At 68.9% G+C, this 19,333-nt stretch carries 14 protein-coding genes; 8 read left to right on the plus strand and 6 right to left on the minus strand.

Annotated features, from left to right (window positions below):
* Positions 1 to 124: 124 nt before the first annotated feature.
* The 5 genes from ACIHAO_RS22215 to ACIHAO_RS22235 form a co-directional block, all read right to left on the minus strand.
* On the minus strand, positions 125 to 2,281 hold the full coding sequence (locus tag ACIHAO_RS22215; RefSeq protein ID WP_396560614.1) for an AbfB domain-containing protein: 2,157 nt from the start codon (positions 2,279 to 2,281) through the stop codon (positions 125 to 127).
* 85 nt (positions 2,282 to 2,366) lie between these two features.
* Complete coding sequence (locus ACIHAO_RS22220; protein WP_396560616.1) at positions 2,367 to 4,427, minus strand: AbfB domain-containing protein; 2,061 nt, start codon at positions 4,425 to 4,427, stop codon at positions 2,367 to 2,369.
* A gap of 72 nt (positions 4,428 to 4,499) precedes the next feature.
* Positions 4,500 to 5,585, minus strand: a complete 1,086-nt coding sequence (locus tag ACIHAO_RS22225; RefSeq protein WP_396560618.1) for a hypothetical protein — start codon at positions 5,583 to 5,585, stop codon at positions 4,500 to 4,502.
* A 465-nt stretch (positions 5,586 to 6,050) separates the two neighbouring features.
* Positions 6,051 to 6,335 (minus strand): Lrp/AsnC family transcriptional regulator, encoded by a 285-nt coding sequence (locus ACIHAO_RS22230; RefSeq protein WP_005154220.1) that lies wholly within the window; start codon positions 6,333 to 6,335, stop codon positions 6,051 to 6,053.
* Between the two features lie 39 nt (positions 6,336 to 6,374).
* Positions 6,375 to 8,096 (minus strand): DEDD exonuclease domain-containing protein, encoded by a 1,722-nt coding sequence (locus ACIHAO_RS22235; protein WP_396560620.1) that lies wholly within the window; start codon positions 8,094 to 8,096, stop codon positions 6,375 to 6,377.
* A gap of 96 nt (positions 8,097 to 8,192) precedes the next feature.
* Between ACIHAO_RS22235 and ACIHAO_RS22240 the strand changes: the two genes are divergently transcribed.
* The 4 genes from ACIHAO_RS22240 (at position 8,193) to ACIHAO_RS22255 (ending at position 12,989) form a co-directional block, all read left to right on the plus strand.
* Positions 8,193 to 9,581: an NYN domain-containing protein gene (locus tag ACIHAO_RS22240; protein ID WP_396560622.1), complete on the plus strand. Its 1,389-nt coding sequence runs from the start codon at positions 8,193 to 8,195 to the stop codon at positions 9,579 to 9,581.
* Positions 9,582 to 10,013: 432 nt separating this feature from the next.
* Positions 10,014 to 10,256, plus strand: coding sequence for a hypothetical protein (locus tag ACIHAO_RS22245; RefSeq protein ID WP_125787906.1), 243 nt, complete (start codon positions 10,014 to 10,016; stop codon positions 10,254 to 10,256).
* 445 nt (positions 10,257 to 10,701) lie between these two features.
* Positions 10,702 to 11,754, plus strand: coding sequence for a C40 family peptidase (locus ACIHAO_RS22250; protein WP_396560624.1), 1,053 nt, complete (start codon positions 10,702 to 10,704; stop codon positions 11,752 to 11,754).
* Positions 11,755 to 11,831: 77 nt separating this feature from the next.
* Positions 11,832 to 12,989 (plus strand): glycosyltransferase family 4 protein, encoded by a 1,158-nt coding sequence (locus tag ACIHAO_RS22255; RefSeq protein ID WP_396560626.1) that lies wholly within the window; start codon positions 11,832 to 11,834, stop codon positions 12,987 to 12,989.
* A 4-nt stretch (positions 12,990 to 12,993) separates the two neighbouring features.
* Here ACIHAO_RS22255 and ACIHAO_RS22260 read toward each other — a convergent pair whose 3' ends face one another.
* Positions 12,994 to 13,617, minus strand: a complete 624-nt coding sequence (locus tag ACIHAO_RS22260) for a uridine kinase (protein ID WP_396560628.1) — start codon at positions 13,615 to 13,617, stop codon at positions 12,994 to 12,996.
* A gap of 124 nt (positions 13,618 to 13,741) precedes the next feature.
* On the opposite strand from ACIHAO_RS22260, the gene ACIHAO_RS22265 reads away from it, so the two are divergent.
* The 4 genes from ACIHAO_RS22265 (at position 13,742) to ACIHAO_RS22280 (ending at position 19,124) form a co-directional block, all read left to right on the plus strand.
* On the plus strand, positions 13,742 to 14,095 hold the full coding sequence (locus ACIHAO_RS22265) for an SRPBCC domain-containing protein (protein WP_396560919.1): 354 nt from the start codon (positions 13,742 to 13,744) through the stop codon (positions 14,093 to 14,095).
* A gap of 25 nt (positions 14,096 to 14,120) precedes the next feature.
* Positions 14,121 to 15,320 (plus strand): cytochrome P450, encoded by a 1,200-nt coding sequence (locus ACIHAO_RS22270; protein WP_396560630.1) that lies wholly within the window; start codon positions 14,121 to 14,123, stop codon positions 15,318 to 15,320.
* A gap of 25 nt (positions 15,321 to 15,345) precedes the next feature.
* The gene (locus tag ACIHAO_RS22275; protein ID WP_396560632.1) at positions 15,346 to 16,626 is read left to right on the plus strand and encodes an adenosylmethionine--8-amino-7-oxononanoate transaminase; all 1,281 of its coding nucleotides are present in this window, start codon (positions 15,346 to 15,348) and stop codon (positions 16,624 to 16,626) included.
* A gap of 239 nt (positions 16,627 to 16,865) precedes the next feature.
* Entirely contained in the window at positions 16,866 to 19,124 is a 2,259-nt protein-coding gene (locus ACIHAO_RS22280; RefSeq protein WP_396560634.1) for a bifunctional SulP family inorganic anion transporter/carbonic anhydrase, read from the plus strand.
* The last annotated feature ends 209 nt before the right edge of the window (positions 19,125 to 19,333 follow it).

The raw sequence follows: 19,333 nt of genomic DNA on the forward strand, positions 1-19,333 counted from the left end.
ACAAGGAACGTTCTCAGTAGATATCTCGTTCTCGACATCAGAACCCCCAGGTATCGGTGAAAAGAACTACTGCGGGGTGAATGAGGTGCCTTGCCGGTGTACCCGGCAAGGCACCTCGGAATTGTCAGTTGTAGTACTCTTTCGCGCCTTCGGCCGCGGTGTGTTCGATCCTTCCGTTCTGGAAGTAGCTCACGCGTTTACCGGGTACGCCGGGGAAATCCATTTCGTCGGAAGTGGGATAGCCGAGCCTGCTTCGTTCGTATTGCAGTGCCGCCCACCGATCGAAAATGGCCCCGTAGATCAGCTTCGGGCCGATGCTCGGGTGGTACCAGATGCCTCTGGGGCCGGCGAACAGGTTGCGCATGCCCTTCCCGTCGGGCAGGTATCCGGTGTCCCCGCTGGGGAGGTATCCCGGAATGTTCCGGCCGCCGGATTCGAGGTACTTGTTGAGCAGGGGGTCCATTATCCGAACCACGCCGTGCTGGGCAGACCAGAAGGCGCCGCCCTTCTGGAAGCGTTTGTACCGGATGCCGTTCAAGATGTTTTCCGGCTGGGTCTGCGGGCCGAGGCCGTTCCAGCCCCACCAGTCCTCGTTGAGCCAGCGCTCGTCGATCTTCGTGGTGATCGCAGGATTGGGACCGACGGGAATCCAGCTGATGTCGGCGGCGAAGTTGCCGTCGGTGTCGAAGTTGTTCTCCTTGCTCTGACCGTTGGCCGCCCAGAGCTCGCCCCAGTACTGTCGCAGGAAGCGGCCCGGATGCGCCTTCGCCTCCAGCGTCACGTTGGTCGGATTGCCGTCCCTGCCCGCCTTGGCGCACCAGGTGGCGTTGAGTTTGTAGACGTCGGTGCCGTCGTTGCCCGCCAGCTGGACCCGCAGGTTGGGCGCGATGCGCAGGTAGCTGCCGACCCGGGTGGCCGATTCGAGCGAGAAGCAGTTCGGGTCGGCGAGCCCGGGGACGATCTTCCAGGTGGCGTCGCCCAGTGGTGCGGTGACGACATTCGACGGCTGGGTTCCCGGGGTGGCCCAGGCATCGCCGCCGGCACTGCGGACGTGCCAGCCTCGCCGCCCGGCGGTGACTCCGGCGAACGCCTGTTCCAGCACGGTGTACTGGCCCTTGGCGAGGAAGTCCTTGACCTGGTCCCAGGTCCCGTTCGCGGCGACGTCGCCCGCCGCCGCGGCGAGCCGGGGACGGAGCCTGCTCGCGTCGGCCTTGGCCTTGATGTCGCGGACCTTTTGCCGGTCGGCCTCCTCCCGCTCCCGCAGGATCCTGGCGTCGTCCCTGGCGCGGGCCTCGGCGACCCCGGTCCTGATGTAGCGGTCCCAGTCGGCCGCCACCCCGGCGAGGGCAGCGATGGCCGCGTCCTTGATCTCGCGGTGCACGGGGTCGGCGAGTTCCGGGGTCTTGAGCAGCTCGCGGATGAAGTCGTCGTCGGCGAGGTCGAGCCAGGCCGCGACGGCGATGACGGGAACCTTGTCGCAGGCGTCCTTCTTCGCCATCCTGGCGGCTTCCCTGCGGGCGGCTTCCTGGTTCTCCTGGTTCAACCGGTCGAGGTAGTCGAGCTGGTCCTGGTGATTCAGCGCCCGGATCTTGTTCTCGATGAAGTCCTTCCACACCGCCGCGTCACCGCCGAACGCGTCGAAAGCGCCCTGCTTGAGTTTCGGCTGTTCCGGCTTCGCCTTCTGGTACACCTTGTAGATGAACATCTGATCGTTGTCGTTGAGCATGACGTCGTCGAAACCGACGATGTCGGCGTCGATCAGGATCTCCCGGCGCAGCTGGACGATGCGGTCCCAGGCCTCCTGACGACGCTGCCGTTCGACGCGGTCGCGGGCGGCGAAATCGAAGACACCGGTGCGGATGAACGCCGTGGCGTCGGGGGCGGCGTTGTTGTCGAGCATGACCTTGTAGACGCGGTAGGCCTCGGCCTTGGTGACCGGGAAGTTCGTCGCGTTGATCTTGTCGTAGACCTTGAAGACGAAATTCATGTCGGTGGCTTCGCGCCATTCCTTGGTGGCTTCACCGACTTCGATCTCGAAAACCGCGCGCACCTTTTCGGTTTCGGTTGCGCTCGGCAGTTCGGCCGCGGCGGCGTCCGGGCTTTCGCGGGGAACCGGTGCCTCGGGGGCCGACGGGGCGGGCGCCTCGACGGTCGGGCTCGACGGTGCCGGGGGAGCGGCGTACCCGGTGGCCGGGGTGAACAGGCCGCACAGCACGGTCGCGGCGGTCAGGACGGCGATACTTCCGGCTGGTCGTCTGCCGACGATCAGTGATCTTCGCATTTCGCATACCTTTGTTCGGACGAAAAGGTCAGCCGGGGGCCAGGGAGCGTTTCCCAGGCCCCCGGCTGGAGCAAGACGGACTCGGTCAGCCGACGGACATGAACACGAGGATTTCGTGCGTGCTGGAGTTCCAGGTCATGTAGCCGTGCTCGAAATTGCTCTGGCGGCCGATGGGGATGGTGAACTCGTCGCTGGTCGGGAAACCGAGCCTGCCGTTTTCCGCGCCGAGTGAATTCCACCGGTCGCGAATGGAGCCCATCACGAATTTGGCTCCGGTCGACGGCGTCCAGTAGATCGCCATGTTGTGGCCGTGGAAGTTGATCATCGACCGGTTGGTCCCGTTGAGCTGGTTGGTACTCGGCAGCAGCCACTTGTGCCCGCCGAGGCTCAGGTACCGGGTGAGGATCTCGCCGTTGATGAACTTCGCGCCGGTCTCCGGGCCCCAGTACAGGCGGCCGTTGGTGAATTCACGGAACCGGACACCCGCGTCGTGGATTTCCGCCGCCTTCGGATTACCGGCGAGCCCGCGCAGGCCGTCGTTGTTGAACCAGTCCAGCATCAGCGGCGTCGACACCTCGGGATTCGGTGCGACCACCCGCCAGTGCGAGTCCTCGACGAAGAGCCGGTCCGTGTCGAACCAGTTCCCGCCACCCTGCTGGGCGATCCAGAGCTGCGCGTCGATATGCCGCATGATCCGGCCGGGGTGCGCCTTCGACTCCAGCTGGACCTCGCCGCCGTTGCGCCGTGGGCACCAGGTGGCGTCCTTCTTGAACTGGTCGGTGCCGTCGTTGCCGTGCAGTTTGACCCGCAGATCCTGCTGCCGCAGGTAGTTCCCGGCGCGGTCGGTGGACTCCAGGGAGTAGCACAGCGGATCGGCGAGCCCGCTCGCCACCTTCCAGGTCGCGTTCGGCAACGGCTTGGTTCCGTCGGTGCCGGGGTTCCCGGTGGTGATCCACGCGTCGCCCCCGCCGGTGTGGACGTGCCAGCCCCGGACGCCGGGGGTGTAGGTCCCGAACGACTGGGTCAGCACCTCGTACTGGCCCGTGCGCAGGAACGTGATCACCGCGTCGCGGTTGCCCGCCAGCGCCGCGTTGGCCGCCGCGACCAGCCGCGGCCGGAGCCCGCTGTTCTCCGCGCGGACCTTGAGCTGCCGGACGGCGTCCCGGTTGGCCTGGTCTTCCTGCGCTTCACGGCGGGCCTTGTCCCGTCCGGCCGCCGCCTTGAGCCCGGTGTCGATGAACGCCTTCCACACCGCCGGGTCCGTGCTGCGGGAGGCGCGCTCGGCCGCGTCCTTGACCTCGATGTTCGCCGGGTTGGCCAGTTCGGGCAGCCGCAGCAGCTCACGGACGAAGACGTCGTCCTCGGCGTCCAGCCAGACGTTCTGGAAGGTGGCCGGGATCTCGGCGACGGCGGTGCGCCGCTTGATGTCACGCTCTTCCCGGGCCGCCTTCTCGGCGTTCTCCTGCCGGAGGCGTTCCAGGTGTTCGATGATGTCCTGCTCGGCGAGGTCGAGGATGGTGACCTCGATGAAGGTTTTCCAAACGGCGGCGTCGCCCTTGTACGCGGTCATCGCACCGCTCTGGACCTTGGAGCCGCTCTTGGCCCGGCTGGCGACCTGGAAGACGAAGTTCCGGTCGGTGAGGTCGAGCAGCACGGGGTCCAACGGGATGATGCGGGCGTTCTCCAGCGCCTTCATCCGCGCGCCGATCCGGTCCCGCCGTTCGATGTCCCGGAGGATCTTCTCGTCGTGATCGCGCTGGACGAATTCGTGGATACCGGTCCGGATGAACGCCGAGGCGTCGGCGACGGTGAGACCGTAGATCCGAGACGCTTCCGCCTTGGTGCGGGGGAAGGCGTCGATGCTGATCTTCTCGTAGACCTTGAAGACGAAGTTCTTGTCGGACAGCCTCAGCCAATCGTCGGTCGCCTCACCGACTTCGATGGCCTCCACGGCCAGCACCTTGTCCCGCTGTGACGCCGGGGGAACCGTGGTCGACTCGAGGTCGGGTTCCGCGGTGGGCACGGCGGGCGGCACACCCTGGCCGGGTGGTGTTTCGGCCGCACCCGCCGGTGCGCCCATCAGCCCCGCGAACACGGCGGCGACGGCGGCCACCGCGATGCCACGGCTGAGCCATGGCCTTGACATGGACGTTCTTCGCATACCCCAGTCACCTATTCTCGAGAGGAAGCCGCCGCGGGAAACCGGACGGCGGGATGATCAGCTCGGGTTCTTGATCCGCTGCTCGCCTTCGAGGGCCTTCCGCAGCAACGACTCCCAGTACTCGACGTTCTCGCCGGAGAGGGACCGGTTGTCCGTCCAGTCGCCTTCCACCGTCCTCGCGGGGTCGATGATCGCTTTCCAGTTGGGGTTCTGGGCGGCCTGCTGCGCGGCGAGCAGGATGGCATGCCAGGTTTCCGCCTGCCGCTGGGCGAAGTCCCTCGCCTCTTCCCATTTCGACCGCACCGGCGAAACCTCGGTGCCGACCTTGCGCCAGGCGGCCGCGGCCCGGTCACGGGCCTCCTTGCCTGCTTCGCCTTCGATTTCCCGCGCGGCCTTTTCGGCGGCTTCGGCGTCGACGATCAGCTGGGTGATCGTCAGTTGCCACTGGCGGTTCTGGCGCAGCATCTCTTCGCGGAAGGTCTCGATGTCCAGCCGCGCGCCCTGTGCCCAGCCCCAGGCGAAGAAATCGGTCAGGTCGTCGTCGGTCGATCCCTCGCGGACCGCGTAGGCAGCGGCGAATCTCACCTGGGTGCCCGGATCCCGCTCGGCGAGCATTCGCACGTATCGGCGGTCCTCCTCGACGAGGGCACGTTTCTGCTCGCCGAGGTCGGCGCGGAACTTCTGATCCCGCGCCTTCGCGGCTTCGTAGCCGCCACCGTGACAGAACTGTTCCCGTTTGGCCGCGGTCGCCGTCAAGTGGTGGTTCGCCGCGTCGTAGACCTCCGGCGAGTAGGCCCGGAGGTGGGTCTCAAGCAGTCGCCGGAGGAATCGCTTGTTGCCTTCGTCGCGGTTGAGCGCCCGTTGTGTCGCGTATTCGAGCCCGCCGCCGGGATAGCGGAGGAACTCGATGGACGCCGCCTCCGGGTTTTCGCTGAGCAGAGCGATCCACGCGTCCGTCTTCACCGTGCTGTGGACGCTGTACCTGGCGTGGGTCAGGACCTCCCAGCGGGCGATCTCGCCGGGTGTCATCGCCGCGGCCGTGGCGTGCACTCCGGTTTCGGCGGCGAGCCCCGCCGGAACGGCGATCGTCCCGGAGAACAACGCCGCGGCGCAAAGCGCGCAGGACAAAATACGCTTGTACACTCCAAGCCCCCAGTCAGCTTCGGTGCAGGTTGAATTAACGGGGACCCTTCCCGGACGGCGCCGGGAAAGGTGTCGGTGGCAACGGCGTCCGGAATCGGGACCGGAGCCGGCGAGGAATTCGAAATTCTTCGAATCCTTGTCGGGAAAATGCCCGCGCTTACCCGGCGACTGTTTCAGTCGCCGGGAAAGGCTTCGTCAGTGGCCGCGTATCCGGCGGCTTCGGTGATGGATCGGCAAGCCGCTCCCGCCGACGGGCGGTGCGGTGGCTCGCGTGGAGTGAATATGGCGGCGATCGCCGCGATCCCATGACGGATCGATCATCGGTACGTACTCCGGAATCCCCAGTACCGGAATTCCCCCAGTGAAATTCCGATTCTGATCCCACCTAACCGCGACTGGCCGGTTCGCGCAAGATGCACCCCGCTGGTGAAAAAGTCACCGGCGGGGCGGGGTTCTTGTTTTTCCTCAAGCTCCTTCGACGCCGATGTCGAAAGCGGACTCGCTGTCGGCCTTCGAGTACGAGCGGAACGCGATGTGCGTGACCGTGCTCAGCACGCCGGGGACCTTGCCGATCTTCGCCGGGATCAGGTCCGCGAGGTCCTCGTGGGCCGCGACGCGGACCGAGGCGATCAGATCGACGTCGCCCGCGCAGGAGTAGACCTCGCGGACACCCTCGATGTCCGCGATCGCCTGTGCCGCCTCGGGGATGGCATCGGCCTCGACCTGGATCAGCACGATCGCGGTGATCACTACAGCGCCTCCTACGTCAATGAATCCGGTGCCGGAATCCTAACCCGCCACGCGTTCGAGTGCCGTCGCGCTCGACGCCAGGTCGAGCCACTCCTGCCAGCCACCCGCCACGGCGGCGGGTTCCGCCCAGGGCTGCGTCGTGCGCACGAGCCGGACACCCGGGCGGGTCAGCCAGCGCAGGAGGATCTGGATCTCCTCCGGGATCGCGCCGAAGAGCGGACCGGGGCCGGGGATGACCGTCTCCGCCGAGGCCACGAGCATCTCGACCACCGGCATCGGCGGCACCCCGCGCCGGGCGACACCCGCCGACGCGAGCCTGCCGTACCGGATCACGGCCAGTTCCCAGCCGCCTTTCCCGTCCGGCCCGGCGGCGATCAGTTCGGGGATTCCGGCCAGCGCCGACTGACGGTGCGCCCGGCCGACCGCGCGGATCAGCCCGGCCAGCTGATCGCGATGCTGGGCGGCCTGTTCGTAGTGCTCCGCCGCGGAGAGCCGGGCGAGTTGCTCGGCGGCGGCTCGCAGCGGACGTCCGTCCGTTCCGGCGATGAGCCCGGACACCGCCAGCACACTCGGCCGGTACGCCTCGATCGTCTGCTGCCCGGCGCACGGCGCTCCGCAGCGTCCGAGTTCGGCGAGGACACAGGGCGTTCCGTTCGGCGCGGTGGCCGAGATCCGCTGGGTGCACGTCCGCAGCCCCGAGGCGCCGGCGAGGGTGTCCGCGGCCGAGCGGGCGTCGGTCTGGGTGCGGAAGGGCCCCAGCATCCCGTCTCGCGGCATGCGGACCACCGAGAGGCGGGGGAACGCCTCCTCGGTCAGCGCGACCCACCAGGCGTGCCGTGGGTTCTTGGAACGGCGGTTGTACATGGGCCGGTGGGCGGCGATCAGCCGGAGTTCCCGGACCGCGGCCTCCAGCGCGTGCGCGCATTCGACCGCGTCGACCCGTTCGGCCAGCGCGACCATCTCCCGGATCCGTCCTCGGCTCTCCGATCCGGTGAAGTACTGCCGGACCCGGCGGCGCAGGTCGGACGACGTCCCGACGTAGAGGACCTCGTCGCTCGGGCCGCGGAACAGGTAGACACCGGGCCTCGACGGCAGGTGCTCGGCCAGCGATCGTTTGCGGCGCTGGGCCGCCGTCACCTCGGGCAGGTAGTCCAGCAGTTCTTCGAGGGTGTGGACGCCGAGGTTGCCCACGCGTTCGAGCAGTGCGTGCAGGACGTCGACGGTGGCGCGCGCGTCCGCCAGCGCACGGTGGTTCGGCGTCGTGCGCGCCCCGAACAGCGCGGCCAGCGCGGAGAGCCGGTAGCTGGGGGTCTCGTCGCGGGAGATGACCCGGCGGGCGAGCCGGACGGTGCACACGACGGCCGCCTTGGGCCAGCGGTAGCCGTGGCCCTCGCAGGCCGCGCGCATGAAACCGGTGTCGAAGGGGGCGTTGTGCGCCACCAGCACGGCACCGGAGATGAACTCGAGGAACGCGGGCAGCACACGCTCGATGCGGGGAGCGTCGTAGACCATCGCGCTGGTGATGCCGGTGAGCTCGACGATCTGCGGCGGGATCGGCATCCCCGGATTGACGAAGGTGGCGAACTCGCCGACGATCTCGCCCGCGCGGACCTTGACGGCGCCGATCTCGGTGATCCCGTCCGGACCGGGTTTCGTCCCCGTGGTCTCCAGATCGAATACGACGAAAGTGGTGTCCCGCAAAGGGGTTCCGAGCTCGTCGAAGGCGAGTTGCGCCGCGCCGGGCCGCCGTCCGGTGTCCATGGTCGGGCACAGTAGGGGTGGGCACCGACAATCCCGGGAACGCCGCACGCCGTCCCATCCAGCGCGCCCCGAGGCCATGGGGCCTACGCTGGAGCGATGCAACCGCAGCCCGCAGAGCCCGAATCACGCGAGGACGCCACCGGTGGTCCCTCGGGTGTCGTGGCGTCGGCGGGCGCGGACGAGCCGTCCGAAGAGGTACCGGCCGAAGGCTGGACGTCCTTGCCGGAGACCGTGCGGGAGCGGATCGCCGAGCTGGCGGCCGCCGCCGTCGGCAAACTGCCGGTCGCCGACGTGCCGAGGCAGCTGCGCCCGGTCGCGAAGTTCGCCCCGGCGAAACGCGCGAAACTCGGCGGGGCGGCGTTGCTCGCCGCGCTGGGGGAGTCTTCGCAGTTCCGGGTCGCGGTCACCGAATGGCTGCGCGACCACCGCAAGGACGCCCTCGACCCGAACGCCCCCGATTCCGTCGCCGCCGCGGCCGCCGCCGTGCTCCTCGGCGAGGCAGGCGCGGCCGGACGGGTCCGGCTGGTGGCGAAGAACGCCGAGGAGACGGCGTTGCGCGCCGAACGCGATGCCGCGCTGGCCCGCAACCAGCGGCTCGAGAACGAACTGGCCCAGCTGCGCGAAGAGTTGCGCGAGGCCAAGGAGATCGCCGGTGGCGCGCGGGGCGAACGCGAGGCCGAGGTCGAAAAACTGTTGAAGCGCTTGCGAGAGCAAGGTGTCCAGCTGCGTCAGGCCAAGGACGCGGTCGCCGCGGCTCGCGCCGAACTGGAGAGCGGCGGCGCCGAGAGCGCCGCGGAGATCAAGGCGCTGAAGGCCCAGCTGGACCGCGAGAGGCAGCGGGTCGCGGCCGAGCGGGCGCGCGCGGAGAAGGCCGTCACCGACGCCGAGATCGCCCGTCAGTCCGCCCGCGAGGCGCGTCAGGCCGACGAGGTCAGGCTCGGGCTGCTGCTGGACACCATCGAAGGCGCCGTCGGCGGGCTCCGCCGGGAGCTTTCGGTGAGCGCGCGGGGCCAGCGCCCGGCGGACATGGTCCGCGGCGCGACGTCGGGCCTCGGGGCAGGCGGCAAGATCCAGGACGTCACCGCGCTCGACCGGCATCTCGCGCTGCCCAACGTGCACCTGATCGTCGACGGCTACAACGTCACGAAGACCGGCTACCCGGAACTGGCGCTTTCCGACCAGCGCGACCGGCTGATCCACCAGCTTTCCGCGCTCGCCGCGCGGACTTCGGCCGAGGTCACCGTCGTGTTCGACGGCGCCGGTGTGCTCTCCGTGCCCGCGGCCGTGCCGCGCGGGGTACGGGTGCTGTTCTCCGAACGCGGCGTCCTCGCGGACGACGTCATCCGGTCCCTCGTCGCGGCCGAGCCGCCGGGGCGGCCGATGGTGGTCGCGAGCACGGACCGCGCGGTGGCGGACTCGGTGCGGCGCAAGGGCGCGCATCCGGTGCCGTCCGCGGTACTGGTGTCGCGGCTCAGCCGGGTCTGAAGTACATGAAGGACCCCTTCCTTGCGCCTAGGTACAGGAAGGGGTCCTTCATGTACTTCACGCAAGAAGCGCCGCGGGTCACGCAGTAGGTACCTAAGAGGAGGCTCGCCAGAACCGTCCTTACTGCTCACGAGGTCCAGTACCGGCGATTTCACGTGACCGACCGGACGACACACGTGATCCGGCGGACGACACGCGTGACTGGACGGACGACACGACCGCGGCCGGGTTCCGCCGCGAGCCGTCCGTCCAGTCACGCGTGTCGTCCCTCCAAGCACGTGTGTCGTCCGTCCAGTCACGCGAAATCGCCATCCGGCACCGGCAGTACGTACCTGAACGCGGAAGGTTCTGACCGTCCTCGCCGCTCACGAGACCGAAACTGTCGGTGGTCGCTCTTAATGTGCACCTCACCACTGAAAGTGAGGAGTCGAGATGGACGGCAAGGCCATCGCCGATATAGCGGATATAGAGACCTTCGTCATCGATTGCGACCGGTGCGCGGTCCGCGGTGACGCATGTCATGACTGTGTCGTCAGTGTCCTTCTCGGCGCGCCGCCCGCGCTCGAATGGGACGCCGACGAGCGGAGGGCGGTCGACGCGCTCGCGGAAGCCGGGATGGTCCCGCGCCTCCGGATGGTCGAAATCGTGGGGCAGGAGCGCCGGAAATCCGCCTGAGACACGCCACGACCGGGGCATTCGACGAGTGGTCGATCCGATCGGGTGAACGGTAGGTAGTCGTGACCAGCCCCAGGATGTAACGCCTGTCACACCTTTCCGCTCATGCTGGTCCGAAGGTGTTTCGGCGCATCACGGAGAGTTTTTGCGCCTGCCATGGTGGACGTGGTGCCTGTGGTTTCGTAACCTGTCCGAGATCTCGTGGCCGGAAGTCGTCGCCAGACGGCGACACGGGATCGCCACTGAAGCAGCTTTGTCGGGGAGTTGCGCCAGAACCAGCCGTACGCCAAACCTGTTGCGATAGCACTCGGCCAGGCGCATGGCGGGAACGCGGGGAACCGCGCGGGCCTCACGGTCGGCGTCGCGGCTTCGCGGAAGAGGGCCCCCGACCTCTTCGTCCCGGGTTTTGAGTCGGTGGCCGACAGCAAAGGAGACACGCGCGACCGTGCAGTCGCATCCAGTCAAGCGCGTGGTGTCAGGAGCTTTGGCCGCGGCCGCGGTGATCACCGCCGTAACGGTCGCCCAGCCTGCTGCCACTGCTGCCCCAGCCCCCGCCCTCCAGCAGCCCCCGTCCGGTTCGGACGCTCTCGCCAAGTACCGCGACCTCGCGGCACAGGCGGAGAAGGCCAACGAAGACCTCCTCAAGGCGAAGGACGATCTCGCCGCGAAGCAGGCAGAGCTCGACAAGGCCGCGGCGGACGCCGCCGCCGCCAAGGACCTCGGTGTCAAGGCGGCCGGTGACGAGAAGACGTTCCAGGCCGAGGTGAACAAGTTCGCCGGTGCTTCCTTCACCAGCGGTGTGCAGCTGAACAAGCTGTCGTCGCTGCTGTCGGGCGCGTCGACCCAGGACTTCCTGGAGCGTTCTTCGGCGCTCGAGGTCCTCGCCGCGAACAAGAACACCGCCCTGAACAACCTGAGCGGTGCCGTCGCCCAGGCCGCGGCCGCCGCGAAGCAGGCGGCCGACGCCCAGAACACGGCCACCGCCGCCCGCGACGCCGCAGCCAAGCTGACGACGGACATCGAGGCGCGCAAGAAGACGCTGGACGACCAGGTCAAGGAGATCCAGCGGGTCAGTGGCAGCCTGAGCGCCGCGGACCGCACCGCCCAGAAGGACAAGGGCGGCGCGTTCCCCAACCTGCCCGCTCCGGGCCCCGCCGCGGCGGCGGCCCTCTCGGCCGCCAAGAGCAAGCTCGGCAGCCCGTACGGCTGGGGCGACGTCGGCCCCTCGTCGTTCGACTGCTCGGGTCTGATGCTGTGGGCGTACAAGCAGGCCGGTCTCACCCTGCCGCGGTCCAGCCGTCAGCAGTCGACCTTCGGCGCTCCGGTGCAGAGGGCGCAGCTCCAGCCGGGCGACCTGGTGTTCTACAACTCGCCGGTCTCGCACGTCGGCATGTACGTCGGCAACGGCATGATGGTGCACGCGCCGACCACCGGTGACGTCGTCAAGGTGTCGCCGCTGCAGAACAACTACGTCGGGGCCCGTCGCCCGACCGCTTGATCGAACACCCGGATGGGGCGGTGCCGCGCGAGCGGTGCCGCCCCTTTCGCTTGCGGTGGGCCAAGTAGCCTGCAGAGGTGCTGAGGACCCTGCTGGTGACCAACGACTTCCCGCCCCGGCCAGGCGGCATCCAGAACTACCTGAACTCGCTGGCCACCCGCCTGCCCGCGGACGACCTCGTCGTCTACGCGCCTTCCTGGGAATCGAGCACCGGCTCGCACGGCGAGTTCGACGCCGCCGCCCCGTTCGAGGTGGTGCGCCATCCGACGTCGCTCATGCTGCCGACCCCGGACGTGCTCAAGCGGGCGAAGGAGATCATGCGCGCCCGCGACTGCGAGGCCGTCTGGTTCGGCGCGGCCGCGCCGCTGGCGCTGCTCGGACATCCGCTGCGGGCCGCTGGCGCCCGCCGGGTGCTGGCGTCGACGCACGGACACGAGGTCGGCTGGTCGATGCTCCCGGGTTCGCGGCAGGCGTTGCGCCGGATCGGCGACACCGTCGACGTGATCACCTACGTCAGCAAGTACACGCGCTCCCGGTTTTCGGCCGCCTTCGGCCCGATGGCGGGGCTGGAGATGCTCCCGTGCGGTGTCGACACCGCGCTTTACCGGCCGGACCCGGCCGCGGGCAAGGAGATCCGCGAGCGGCACGGTCTCGGCGACCGTCCGACGATCGTCTGCGTTTCGCGGCTGGTGCCGCGCAAGGGCCAGGACATGCTGATCAAGATTTTGCCCGAGCTCCGCAAGCGGATCCCGGACGTGGCGCTGCTGCTCGTCGGCGGCGGCCCGTACCGCAAGACGCTCACGGGGCTGGTCGAGGCGATGGGGGTCGCGGACAGCGTCGTCATCACCGGATCGGTGCCGTGGAAGGAGTTGCCCGCGCACTACAACGCCGGTGACGTCTTCGCGATGCCGGCGCGGACGCGCGGGAAGGGACTCGACGTCGAGGGCCTCGGCATCGTGTACCTGGAGGCTTCGGCGTCGGGGCTGCCGGTCGTCGCCGGGAATTCCGGGGGCGCGCCGGAAACGGTGCTGGACGAGGTCACCGGGCACGTCGTCGACGGCCGCGACGAGCAGCAGTTGCGGGAGACGCTGGCCGCGTTGCTGGCGGATCCGGTGCGGGCGCGGCGGATGGGGGCCGCCGGTCGCGAATGGGTCGGTGAGAACTGGCGGTGGGACACCATGGCGGGCAGGCTTTCCGGGCTGCTCGACGGCGATCCCGTCGCGGCCGTGCGCTGAGGAGTCAGGGTTCGTAGCGCGCCGGGTGCTTCGGGTCGTCGACGCGGACCACGACGTCGGACAGCGCCGCCGGGTCGACTTCCCGTTCGTAGCGCTCGTAGGCGGGGAGCGCCCACGCGTCCGGCACCCGCCGCTTGAGCGCGGCGGGGGAGAGCCACAGGTGCACGCTCAGGTCGAAAGCGAGGCCCGCGCCGAAGAGGAACTCGCCGTCCAGCAGGACGACGCCGCCTTCGGGCAGCTCGACACGTTCGGCGCGGGTCGCGCGATCGCGGACCGGATCCCACAGCGACGGGAGGACCAGTCCGCTGCCGTCCTCGGCGAGCGGGTCGAGCACCTCGCGGCGCAGGGCGCCGAGGTCGAGCCAGTCGCTGTAGCGGGAGTCCGGATCCTGTTTGCCGCGTTCGAAACGCAGCGAGGCGGGGCGGAGGAAGTCGTTCGCCGAGATCCGCAACACCGCGTGACCGGCGATCCGCAGGGGATCGACCAGGGCGTCGGCGAGTTCTGTGGTGTTGGTCGCACCGGCGGCGCCGTCGACGGCGACCGCGATCCGGCGGCGGTCGGTGATCGCCGTGATGCGTTCGGTCAGTTCCGAGACCAGCAGAGCGGGAGAAATCGGACGGTAGCGCACGGAAAGAGATCCTCCACCCGGACCGGTGACTGTCGCACGGTACACCCGATGGGATGATGGCCCGGTGGCGAAAGCAACGGCCAAAACAGCCGGAAGTGGTTGGCAGGTAGGCGTTTCCCAGACCGTGCCGTACAACAGCGCACAGGTGTGGGACTTCCTGGTCGGACGTGAGGGTGTGGGGATCTGGCTCGGCCCGGGTGCCGAACTCGGCCGCGAGCCGGGTGCGGCGTACGAGACGGCCAACGGGACCACCGGCGAGATCCGCGGCCGTTCCGAAGGCGACAAACTCCGCCTGACCTGGCGGCCGAAGGACTGGGAGCACGACTCGACCCTGCAGATCACGGTGAGCGGCACCGAGCAGAAGACCACGCTCCGTTTCCACCAGGAATGGCTCGCGGGCGCCGACGAGCGCGAAGAACAGCGGGCATACTGGACCGAAGTGACCGAGCGAGTGGTGGCCGCGCTGGCCGAACGCTGACCGGCGCGCCGGGGGAGGCGTACCGATGGGGGAACCGAAGAACCTGGCCTGGGATCTCGTCCAGGAACCACACCGGGTCTCGGCGCTGCTGCGCGAAGAGGGCCCGGCCCGCAAGGTCCGGATGCCGCGTGGCCTGGACGTCTGGATCGTCACCGGCTACGCCGAAGCCCGCGCGATCCTCGCGGATTCCCGCGTCGGCAAGGATCCGGTGGCCATCCGACGGCTCTTCGAACGCGACGGCTTCGAATCCGCGGCCGACAGCGCCGTACGCGCGCTCGGCGCGCACATGCTCAACTCGGATCCGCCGGATCACACGCGGTTGCGCAAACTGGTCAACCAGGCCTTCACCTCGCGCACGGTTTCCCGGCTGCGGCCGAGGATCGAGCAGATCACCGCGGAACTGCTGGACGGCATCGGCGACGCCGAACGCGTCGACCTCCTGCCGGCCTTCGCCGTCCCGTTGCCGATCCGGGTGATCTGCGAACTGCTCGGCGTCCACGCGGGCGACCAGCCGGCGTTCGCGACGTGGTCGAACACGATGCTCGCCTGGTCGACGCCCGAAGAGCTCCAAGCCGCGGCCGCGCGGATGCACGCGTACCTCGTCGACCTCATCGAAGAAAAGCGCGCCGAACCCGCCGACGACCTGCTTTCGGGCCTGATCCTCGCCAGTGACGAAGGCGATTCGCTCGCCGCGGACGAATTGCTGGCCATGGCGTTCCTGCTACTGGTGGCGGGGTTCGAGACGACGGTCAACCTGATCGCGAACAGTGTTCTGGCGCTGCTCCGGGAGCCGGACCAGCTGGCCGCCCTCCGCGCCGATCCCGCCCTGCTGCCCGGCGCGGTCGAGGAGTTCCTGCGCTACGACGGCGCGGTCCACCTGGCGACCATCCGGTTCACCAAGGAACCCGTGCCGGTCGGTGACGTCGAGATCCCGGCGGGCGAATTCGTGCTCGTCTCCCTGCTCGGTGCGAACCGGGACGCCGGACGGTTCGAAGACCCGCATCGCCTGGACGTCACGCGCTCGGCGGCCGGGCATCTCGCGTTCGGGCACGGTATCCACCACTGCGTCGGCGCCCCGCTGGCCCGTCTGGAGGCCGAGATCGCCTTGCGCGGGCTACTGGAGAGATTCCCCGCCCTCGGCCTGGACGCCGAACCGGAAACCTTGCGGTGGCGGGAAAGCGCCCTCGTCCACGGCCTGGAAACCCTCCCTGTGCGCCTGCGCTGAGGAGGACGTGTCGTAGGGTCGCCGGATGGACGCCGCCGAACTCCTCGCGCTCGACGCGGAACACGTCTGGCACCCGTACGGGCCGATGCCGAGCCCGATCGACTCCCTGCTGGTCCGCGAGGCGAGCGGGGTCCGGCTCACCCTCGACGACGGCCGCGAACTGATCGACGGGATGTCGTCCTGGTGGGCGGCGATCCACGGCTACCGGAACCCGGTGCTGGACGCGGCGCTGGCCGAGCAGGCGGCCCGGATGAGTCACGTGATGTTCGGCGGGCTCACCCACGAACCGGCCATCAGGCTGGCGAAGACACTGGTCGACCTCGCCCCGGACGGGCTGCGGCACGTCTTCCTGTGCGATTCGGGGTCGGTGTCGGTCGAGGTCGCCGTCAAGATGTGCCTGCAGTACTGGCAGTCGGTGGGGCGCAAGGAAAAGCGGCGCCTGATGACCTGGCGCGGCGGCTACCACGGCGACACGTTCACGCCGATGAGCGTCTGCGATCCCGAGGGCGGGATGCACTCGCTGTGGCGCGGGATCCTGCCGGACCAGCTGTTCCTGCCCAAGCCGCCGGGTGGCTTCGCCGACGAGCCGGATCCGGCGTACCTCGACCTGCTCGCGACCGAGATCGAACGGCACGCGGGCGAACTGGCCGCGATCATCGTCGAGCCGGTCGTGCAGGGCGCCGGCGGCATGCGGTTCCACCCGCCCGCGTACCTGCGCGCGCTGCGCGAACTCACCGAGGCCAACGACGTCCTGCTCATCTTCGACGAGATCGCCACCGGTTTCGGCCGCACCGGCACGATGTTCGCGGCCGAACACGCGGGTGTCACGCCGGACGTCCTGTGCCTCGGCAAGGCGCTGACCGGTGGCTACCTGACGATGGCGGCGGCGTTGTGCACGCCGGAGATCGCCGACGGGATCTCACGCGGTGAACTTCCGGTGCTGGCGCACGGCCCGACGTTCATGGCGAACCCGTTGTCTTCGGCCGTCGCCAACGCGTCGCTGGGGATCCTGGCCGAAGGCGGCTGGAAGTCCGACGTCCCTCGGATCGAGGCCGCGCTGAAGGCCGGGCTCGAACCGGCTCGTGAGCTGTCCTCGGTCGCCGACGTGCGGGTGCTCGGCGCGATCGGCGTGGTGGAACTGGACCATCCCGTGGACATGGCGGTGGCGACCGAGGTCCTCACCGAGAACGGGGTCTGGCTGCGTCCGTTCCGGAACCTGATCTACACGATGCCGCCCTACATCTCCGAGGCGGACGACCTCGCCGCGATCACTTCCGCAATGGTCTCGGCCGCACAGAAAGCGTAAAAACGGCGAAATTCAGCACAAAGAGTGTGACCGTGACCACAGGAAACCGGGAAGGCCACGCTCGGTACAGAGCGTGGTCATGAGTTGATCTTGGTAAGGCGAACGGGCGAGTCCGATCGGGACCCATCTCGGGTGCTTTGTCGCGAATAGGTGTTACGTCCTAGTTCCTCGACGCGCAAGCAAACCTGAGAAACCTTTGCGTAGCGGACTTTTGCGCGCCGATCGGGTTTCCTGCCCCCATGATCGACTTCGTTGGTGACGAGCATGACACCGGGCCCCCGGGCCGCCGCAATCCCGCATCGACCCTCCTGAAGAACCTTCGCCACGACCTCCCGGCTTCGGTCGTCGTCTTCCTCGTGGCGGTCCCGCTCTCGCTCGGCGTCGCACACGCCGCCGGAGCCCCCTTGCTCGCCGGACTCGTCTCCGCCGTCGTCGGCGGAGTCGTCGCGAGCCTCTTCGGCGCCTCCGCCCTGCAAGTCAGCGGTCCCTCCGCCGCGCTGACCATCGTCATCGCGGAGACCATCTCGACCTTCGGCTGGGCGGCCACCTGCGCGATCACCGCCGCGGCGGGTGTGGTCCAGATCGTCTTCGGCGTCTGCCGCGTCGCCCGCGCCACGCTGGTGATCTCACCCGCCATCGTGCACGGCCTGCTCGCCGGGATCGGGCTGATCCTCGTCCTCGGCCAGCTGCACGTCGTCCTCGGCGGAGCGGCGCAAGGCTCCACGATCGCGAACATCCTCGCGCTGCCGGGCCGGATCGTCGGGCACCACGACCAGGCCGCGCTGATCGGTGTCGTCACCGTCGGTGTCCTGCTGGCGTGGACCAGGATGCCGGCTTCGGTACGCCGCGTCCCCGGTCCGCTCGCCGCCGTCGCGCTCGCGACCGGCCTTTCCGTCGCGGCCGGGATGGACCTGCCGCGCGTCGACCTCCCGAACGGCTTGCCGGGGCTGGGTTTCGTCCCCGAGGTGCCGTCCGGGTCCATGGCGGCGATCATCGCCGCCGTCCTCTCCATCGCGCTCATCGCCAGCTTGGAGAGCCTGCTTTCCGCCGTCGCCATCGACAAACTGCGCGAAGGGCCGCGCACCGACCTCAACCGCGAACTGATCGGACAGGGCCTGGCGAACGCCGCGTCCGGTTCGCTCGGCGGCTTCCCGGTCACCGGCGTCGTCGTGCGCACCATGACCAACTTCGAAGCGGGCGCCCGGACCAGGATGTCGGCGATCCTGCACAGCGCCTGGATCCTCGGCTGCTGCCTGTTCCTGGCCGGCGTGCTGCGGCTGATCCCGCTCGCCGCGCTCGCCGGTCTCCTCGTCTACGTCGGCGCCAAACTGGTCAACCTCACCAATCTGCGTGAGGTCCGCCGCCACGGCGACCTGCCGGTCTACCTCGCGACCCTGCTCGGCGCGGTCGCCGTCAACCTGCTCACCGGCGTCGCCGCGGGGATCGTGGTGGCGCTCGCGCTGATGCTGCGCCGGATGCTGTTCTCCGGGATCCACGTCGAACCGGACGGCCCGCGGACGCGCGTCGTCATCGAAGGCGCGCTCACTTTCCTTTCCGTGCCAAGGCTCACGAGCGTTCTGGCCACAGTTCCCGGGCGTTCCGAGGTGACGCTGGAACTGTTCGTCGACTACCTCGACCACGCCGCTTTCGACTGCCTGCGCGGCTGGCAGCGCGCGTACGAACGAGCCGGGGGCACCGTGGTCGTCGACGAGATCGGGCATCCGTGGTTCGGACGCGGCAAGGCGGGCGTGCCGACCGTGCGCCGGGGCGTCGCGTCACGGGTGGTGCCGCGCTGGCTCGCGCCGTGGTCGCAATGGCAGGCCGAACACCTCGAACTGCCGAGCCAGCGCGGCGGCAGCGTGCCGTTGTGCCGTGGTGCTTCGGAGTTCCAGCGGCGGACGGCGCCGCTGCTGCGGAGCACCTGGGACGGGCTGGCGAACGGGCAGCGGCCGCATACCTTGTTCATCACCTGCGGCGACGCGCGGATCGTGCCGAACCTCATCACCACCAGCGGTCCGGGAGACCTGTTCACCGTGCGGAACATCGGAAACCTCGTCCCGCACGCCGGTGCCGACGCGGATTTCTCCGTGGGGGCGGCGATCGAGTACGCCGTCGGACTGCTGCGGGTGCGGGAAGTGGTGGTGTGCGGGCATTCCGGCTGCGGCGCGATGAAAGCGCTGCTCGGGGACGCGCCCGCCGGGCTCACGCAACTGAGGGGCTGGCTGCGCCACGGCGAGGAAACCTTGCGGCGCAGGGAAAGGGAGGGACCGGTGCTGCTCGACGGTGCCCGTCCCGCACACGAAAGCGATCAGCTCGCCCTGCACAACGTGGTGCAGCAACTGGAAAACCTGCGCTCGTATCCGGTCGTCGACGCGGCGCTGGCCCGTGGCGAACTCCGGCTCACGGGCATGTACTTCGACGTCGGCGAGGCGAACGTGTCCCTGCTCGACGAGGTGCCGCGGTCGTTCACCTCGGCCGCGACGCCGGTCAAGTCTTAAGCCTCCGGAAGTCCGTGAAGGCCTCCTTGAGGGACCCAGGGTCCCTCAAGGAGGCCTTCACGGACATCGGCCGAGTTGACCGGGCGGCCGACCGATACGTCCCAGGATTCGGGAGCCCGTAAGGCTTTTCGCAACATGGAGGACATCTCCGGGCAACAAACCGGGCCGAAAGTGGGCCACGCCACCCGCCAGTAGGGTGATATTCACTC

It is taken from the genome of Amycolatopsis sp. NPDC052450 (genome assembly GCF_044547565.1).
Taxonomy (GTDB): Bacteria; Actinomycetota; Actinomycetes; order Mycobacteriales; family Pseudonocardiaceae; genus Amycolatopsis.

Bases quoted from the DNA above. Each gene is read 5' to 3' on its own strand.
- ACIHAO_RS22215 (WP_396560614.1), bottom strand. From the start codon at position 2,281: ATGCGAAGATCACTGATCGTCGGCAGACGACCAGCCGGAAGTATCGCC.
- ACIHAO_RS22220 (WP_396560616.1), bottom strand. From the start codon at position 4,427: ATGTCAAGGCCATGGCTCAGCCGTGGCATCGCGGTGGCCGCCGTCGCC.
- ACIHAO_RS22235 (WP_396560620.1), bottom strand. From the start codon at position 8,096: ATGGACACCGGACGGCGGCCCGGCGCGGCGCAACTCGCCTTCGACGAG.
- ACIHAO_RS22240 (WP_396560622.1), top strand. From the start codon at position 8,193: ATGCAACCGCAGCCCGCAGAGCCCGAATCACGCGAGGACGCCACCGGT.
- ACIHAO_RS22245 (WP_125787906.1), top strand. From the start codon at position 10,014: ATGGACGGCAAGGCCATCGCCGATATAGCGGATATAGAGACCTTCGTC.
- ACIHAO_RS22270 (WP_396560630.1), top strand. From the start codon at position 14,121: ATGGGGGAACCGAAGAACCTGGCCTGGGATCTCGTCCAGGAACCACAC.
- ACIHAO_RS22275 (WP_396560632.1), top strand. From the start codon at position 15,346: ATGGACGCCGCCGAACTCCTCGCGCTCGACGCGGAACACGTCTGGCAC.
- ACIHAO_RS22280 (WP_396560634.1), top strand. From the start codon at position 16,866: ATGATCGACTTCGTTGGTGACGAGCATGACACCGGGCCCCCGGGCCGC.